At 68.6% G+C, this 5,213-nt stretch carries 5 protein-coding genes and 1 tRNA gene; 2 read left to right on the top strand and 4 right to left on the bottom strand.

Annotated elements, in window-relative coordinates:
• Positions 1-48: 48 nt before the first annotated feature.
• Entirely contained in the window at positions 49-534 is a 486-nt protein-coding gene (locus VM306_RS30085) for a tyrosine-type recombinase/integrase (protein ID WP_325521126.1), read from the top strand.
• On the opposite strand, the gene VM306_RS30080 is transcribed toward VM306_RS30085, so the two are convergent.
• The 4 genes from VM306_RS30080 to VM306_RS30065 form a co-directional block, all read right to left on the bottom strand.
• Positions 496-569, bottom strand: a tRNA-Lys gene (locus VM306_RS30080). The genes VM306_RS30085 and VM306_RS30080 overlap by 39 nt on opposite strands.
• Before the next feature lie 66 nt (positions 570-635).
• Entirely contained in the window at positions 636-881 is a 246-nt protein-coding gene (locus VM306_RS30075) for a hypothetical protein (RefSeq protein ID WP_325521125.1), read from the bottom strand.
• A 38-nt stretch (positions 882-919) separates the two neighbouring features.
• Entirely contained in the window at positions 920-3,184 is a 2,265-nt protein-coding gene (locus tag VM306_RS30070; RefSeq protein WP_325521124.1) for a M4 family metallopeptidase, read from the bottom strand.
• Positions 3,185-3,474: 290 nt separating this feature from the next.
• Positions 3,475-4,665: an amidohydrolase gene (locus VM306_RS30065; RefSeq protein WP_325521123.1), complete on the bottom strand. Its 1,191-nt coding sequence runs from the start codon at positions 4,663-4,665 to the stop codon at positions 3,475-3,477.
• Between the two features lie 143 nt (positions 4,666-4,808).
• Here VM306_RS30065 and VM306_RS30060 point away from each other — a divergent pair.
• Positions 4,809-5,213 (top strand): fasciclin domain-containing protein (locus VM306_RS30060; protein ID WP_325521122.1); only part of this gene is annotated, 405 nt, incomplete at its 3' end.

Genomic DNA, 5,213 nt, shown 5'->3' with positions numbered 1-5,213 from the left:
CAACGGGAACGGGAAGCTGCGGGGGGCGCGTGGGTCGACCTCGGCCTCATGTTCACCGAGCTGGATGGCTCACCGTTGCACCCTGCTGCCGTCACCGACCTGTTCAACCAGCTCGTAGAGGAAGCTGGCTTGCCGCCGATCCGGCTGCACGACCTTCGGCACGGAGCCGCGACCTTCGCGCTGGCGTCAGGAGCGGACATGAAGGTCGTGTCCAGCATGCTGCGGCACTCCTCGATCACCATCACCGCAGACACCTACACCGGCGTTCTGCCGCAGGTCGCGCGCGAGACCGCTGAGGGAATCGCCCGTCTCGTGCCGCGCAAGGTCGCCTCGGTCCGAGTGCTGCCGGAACGTCCAGCGTTCGAAGATCATCCGCGCCTCGGGCTCACCTCGGGCTCACAAACCATGATCCACAACGATGAAACGGAGAAAGAGCATGAGTATGCAGAATGCGAAAAAGCAGGTAGAGACGAATCTCTACCTGCTTCTCTGGTGTACGCCGCCAGGGACTCGAACCCCGGACCCGCTGATTAAGAGTCAGCTGCTCTAACCAACTGAGCTAGCGGCGCTTGACCCTGTGCCGGAGCCTTGCGTTTCCGACACGAAGAACCGTAGCACAAGGCAACCAACGGGTTTCAGGAGGGGGCACCCCGTCGCGCGAAGCCGGTGTGGATGAGCCACTGCGCCGCTGCGCAGGTCGGCATCACGCCCGCGGACGCGACCCGTGCCGCCCGTCCCTTGAGGACGAACCGGCTGGCGCCGAGCAGGGCCACGTCGCCTGCCCACGACGTTTTGGTGACCTTGCGCACGTTCTTGGTGCGCGGCACGGTTGCCGCGATCGAGTCCACGATCGCGGCAACCGCGTACGCCTGCTTCTTCATGAGCGCCTCTCGTCGTCGAGGCGCTCAGATCAGGCAGCTCAGCTCAGCGTCAGGGCCGTGTCGTCGATCACGAACGACGTCTGCAGCGAGGCGTCCTCGACGCCCGTGAACTTGAACGTCACGGTCTGGCCCGCGAGAGAGGACACGTCGAACGTCTTGAGCGCGTAGCCGGAGGCGGCGTTCGTGTTCGAGAACGTGCCGAGCGTGGTGCTGCCGGCCGTGACGGTCAGCTTGTCGTAGGCGGTGCTGCCGGTTTCCTTCGTGTCGATGTGCAGGTAGAACGTCAGCGCCGCCCTGCAGCCGGAGGGGATCGTCACCGACTGGGACAGCGAGTCGGTGTGCGACGAGCCGTAGCCGTTCAGCCACGACGACCAGGTGCCGGTGCGGGCAGGTTCGCCGTCCGCGCTGTGCTGGCCGATGACGCCGGACGACGCGGTCCACGAGGTGGCGCCGGACTCGAAGCCCGGGTTGGCGATCTTCTGGCCCGAGCAGCCACCGCCGCCGGTGCCGACGGTCCAGCTGAACGACGCCGAGCCGCTCCTGCCGGTGCTGTCCTGGGCGGTGACGGTGACGTTCGAGGTGCCGGCGGTGGTCGGGGTGCCGGAGATGGTGCCGCCGTTGACCGACAGGCCCGCGGGCAGACCGGTGGCCGACCACGTGTACGGCGCGGTGCCGCCGCTAGCCGACAGCGGCAGGCTCACCGCGGTGCCGACGGTGCTGGACTGGTTGCCGGGGTTGCTGACGGTGACCGTGCCGGTCGCGCTGCACGTCGGGTCCGCCGACTGCGCGGGGACGCTGACCGCGTCCCAGGCCGCCTTGACCGTGTTGAACTCCGCGCAGCTGCCGGGGTAGAGGTTCTTCGCCGCGGTCAGCGTCCACGTGCGGTACTTCAGGTACGAGCTGCTGGAGGTCTTGAGCAGCATGGCGTTGTAGAAGATCTTGATGGCCTTCTCGACGCCCAGGCCGGTGATCGACGTGTTGTTGCACGTGGTGCTGGCCGGCTGGCCGTTCGACGGGGTGGTGCCCTGCGAGAGCAGGTAGTACCAGTGGTTGCCGGGGCCTGCCGCCGCGTGCACCTCGGTGTTCGGGATCGAGGACGAGTAGCAGTTCGCGTGGCCGAGCGCCGACGGGTTGTACATGTTGCGGATCGGGCCGCGGCCGACGAGGTTGATCGTCTCGCCGACGAGGAAGTCCGGGGTGTCGTAGGGCGACGGCTCGTTGGCGTACCACTCGGTGGTGGCGCCGAAGACGTCCGCGACGAACTCCTGGGTGCCCGCGCCGGAGATGCCGCCCGGCGTGTGGTCGTCGATGCCGTGGCCGAGCTCGTGCGCCACGACGTCGATGGAGCCGATCCACTGGTTGGCGCTGTTGTGCCCGATCTGGACCTGGCTGCCGTCGTAGTAGGCGTTCTGGTCGTTCAGGCCGACACGCATCGGCCAGCCGCCGCCGTTGCCGTCGAAACCGTTGCGGCCCAGCCACTGCGTGAGCATCTTCGACTCGGTCTGCGCCGCGAACAGGACGTCGACGCAGCCGGTCTCGCGGTTGGTCGCGGTGCCGTTGCCCCACGTGTCCGTGGTCTTGGTGAACGTCGTGTTGGTCGCCGCGTCCTGGCAGCTCACGTTGGTGAGCGCCGGGTCCTTGAGCGAGTAGTTCGAACCGGAGTGCGTGGTGGCGATGGTGACAGGGCCGTTCCAGGCGCTGGTGCCCGTGCCGTGCATGACCCGCTCCTGCTTGCGCAGGACCTGGCCGGTGGTGGCGTCGACGACCACGTCGAGCTTGCTCGGGCCCTCGGCGTCACGGCCGGTGACCGTGACCTTCCAGGCGAGCTTCGGCGTGGAGTCGAGCGCGTAGACGACCTGTGCCGCGGCGCCCACGCCGTCCACGGTGGACATCGCCGTCTTCGCGGCGGCCTCGGCCTGGGCCCGCGTGACCGCCGGGGTGGTGGAGGCGAGGTCGATCGTCGTGTCCTGGCCGACGGAGGTCTGCAGGACCTGCCCCGTCGAGTTGGTGACGACGACGAAGTCGCCGCCCACGACCGGGATCCCCTTGTAGGTCCGCTCGTAGGGGACGTACTTGAGCCCGTTCGTCGACGAGATGACGCCGTGGCGGACGAACGCGTCGTTCGCGCTGGCGTGCAGCTGGGACGGACGGCTGTCGACGAGGCTCGCGGCCGCGTCCACGGCCATCGCCTCCGCGGTCTGGCCCGGAGGCTGGGCAGCGGCGGTCTGCGCGCCGGTCTGGGTCAGGACGGCTGCGGCCAACGTGCCTGCCGCTGCCAGCACGAAAGTGCGTCTGGCTTGCATTTGTTCTCCTCGTTGCAGGGCGAAGACACCGGCCCTCGGTTGCAGGGGGAGCCGGTGGTTCGTCGAGGTGAATGTGGTGGCGGAGCAGGAGAAGAATGAGTTCCCGAGCGGTCGTTAACAAGGACTAACTTATTCACACCTGACTATTCGACCGCATTTGTGGGAGTTGGTGCCGTGCATTCCTTTGTCGGGCTTGTTGGCCGTTTTGCCCCGAGAAGTCTGCGCAGGGCGGTTGGCCGTCACCCCAGGCTGTGGCCAGGAGGCGCCGGTGGGCGGGGTCGAGCCGGGGGTCAGCCGAGCCAGGCCCGTGCGGCGACGACCAGTGCGTCCACCCCGGTCGTGAGGGTCGGCTCGATGTCCGGCGCGAATTCGGGGGAGTGGTTCATCGGCACGGCCTGACCGGGCTCGCGAGCGCTGAAGTCCGTGCCGCCGAGGAACCAGAACACCGTCGGAATCCCTGCCGCGGCGCCGAAGTCGCCCACGTCCTCGCTGGCGTTGACCACCGCGCCGGGGATCAGGTTGTGCGTGCCGAAGTGATCGGCGAACGCGGCCACCGTCCTGGTGGTCGCGTCCGGATCGGACACGAGCACCGGCATGCCGTCGTACCAGTCGAACTCGGGCTCGCGCGGTGCGCCTGACGCCTGTGCCTCGGCGCGCACGATCCGTTCGATGGCGTTGCGGAGGATGCCGCGTATGTGGTCGTTGAACGCCCTGATGTTGATCCCGAGCTCGGCAGTCTCGGGGATGACGTTCTCCTTGGTGCCTGCTTGCAGCCGTCCGACCGTGACGACCGCACGTTCGCTGGGGGCTATCTCACGCGAGACGATCCCCTGCAGTCGCACGACGACATGCGCCGCCATCAGCACCGGGTCGACGGCGGTCTCCGGTGACGAGCCGTGCCCACCTCGCCCGAACAACGTGACGCGCACCGAGTCGGACGCCGCCATCAGTGGCCCACTGCCGTGCGCGATCATGCCCGCGGGCAACGGCGCGACGTGCTGGGCCAGCACGACCTCCGGCTTGCCGAACCGGTCGAACAGGCCGTCCTCGACCATGGTCCGCGCGCCGACGCCCAGTTCCTCCGCGGGCTGGAACACCACGAGCAGCGTGCCGTTCCACTCCTCACGTGTCCGCGCGAGCAGTTCCGCGGCCCCGACCAGGCATGTGGCGTGCATGTCGTGCCCGCACGCGTGGGCGACCGGCACGTCTTCGCCTTGGGCGTTGGTGCCGCGGGCCGTCGACGCGTAGGGCAGGCCCGTCGACTCCAGCACGGGCAGCGCGTCGATGTCCGCACGGAGCATCACGACCGGGCCGTCGCCGTTGCGCAGGACGCCGACCACGCCGGTGCCGCCGACCTCGGTCGTGACTTCGTACCCCAGCGGACGCAGGGCCTCGGCGAGCACGCCGGCGGTGCGGAACTCCTGCAGGGACAGCTCGGGGTGCCGGTGCAGGTCGCGGTACAGCTCGTGCAGGTCGGTCATGACCGAATCCTGTCACTAGCCGGCGAACTCGGCGGGCAGCGGGCAGCGGTCGGTAACGGATTCATAACCGCACCCATCCGTCGTCATGAGGGCACCGAATCACGAGCAGCAACCGTTCGATCACTCCTTGGAGATGTCCCGTCATGAACAAGACCGTCCGCAGCACCGCCCTGGCCGTCGGCGCCGTCTCGCTCGCCCTGTTCGGCGCGGCGTGCGGTTCGGGTGACATGGCCAGCAGCGGCACCACCTCGTCCAGCGCCGCCCCGACCTCGACGGCGTCCTCGTCGACGGCGATGGCCGACCCGGCCAAGAACCTCGTCGGCCCCGGCTGTGCCGACTACGCGAAGCAGGTCCCGTCCGGCGCGGGTTCCGTCTCCGGCATGGCCGCCGACCCGGTCGCCGTGGCCGCGAGCAACAACCCGCTGCTCACGACGCTGGTGAGCGCGGTGTCGGGCAAGCTGAACCCGAAGGTCAACCTGGTCTCGACGCTCAACGGTGCCGAGTTCACGGTGTTCGCGCCGGTCGACTCGGCGTTCGCGAAGATCGAC

It is taken from the genome of Lentzea sp., from assembly GCF_035525475.1.
Lineage (GTDB): Bacteria > Actinomycetota > Actinomycetes > Mycobacteriales > Pseudonocardiaceae > Lentzea.
This window is presented reverse-complemented; position numbering and strand designations above follow the sequence as displayed.

Coding starts and splice junctions, on each gene's coding strand:
- VM306_RS30085 (WP_325521126.1), top strand. CDS start 49: ATGTTCACCGAGCTGGATGGCTCACCGTTGCACCCTGCTGCCGTCACC.
- VM306_RS30075 (WP_325521125.1), bottom strand. CDS start 881: ATGAAGAAGCAGGCGTACGCGGTTGCCGCGATCGTGGACTCGATCGCG.
- VM306_RS30070 (WP_325521124.1), bottom strand. CDS start 3,184: ATGCAAGCCAGACGCACTTTCGTGCTGGCAGCGGCAGGCACGTTGGCC.
- VM306_RS30065 (WP_325521123.1), bottom strand. CDS start 4,665: ATGACCGACCTGCACGAGCTGTACCGCGACCTGCACCGGCACCCCGAG.